The sequence below is a fragment of the Pseudomonas sp. FSL R10-2189 genome (assembly GCF_009600325.1).
GTDB lineage: Bacteria > Pseudomonadota > Gammaproteobacteria > Pseudomonadales > Pseudomonadaceae > Aquipseudomonas > Aquipseudomonas helleri.
On sequence record NZ_WIVZ01000171.1, the window covers coordinates 1 to 244 of the forward strand.

Annotated in this window: 1 pseudogene; it reads right to left on the reverse strand. The window is 63.1% G+C overall.

The annotated features are described in order from the left end of the window. Positions 1-244, reverse strand: a pseudogene (locus tag GHO32_RS26355) (alkaline phosphatase); the annotation flags it as partial.

A 244-nucleotide genomic window follows, 5' to 3' on the forward strand; every position in this document is an offset into this window, starting at 1 on the left:
GTCGACGCATGGCGTCGTAGATGCGCATGCCGCCTATGTCAGGGTTGATGCCGAACCCTTGACCGACCGTATCACCACTCCATACAAAACGAATGTCCCGCGGCTGCCCTGGCACACTGCGCAGGTGCCCGAACCACGGTTCGCCCGCTGTTCCGGTGCGGGCGTCCTCGAACCAGGCGCGATAAAAGATGGATTGATCGGCGGGCAGCCCTCTGAGTTCCACCCGGGCGGTGTAGTCAGTGCC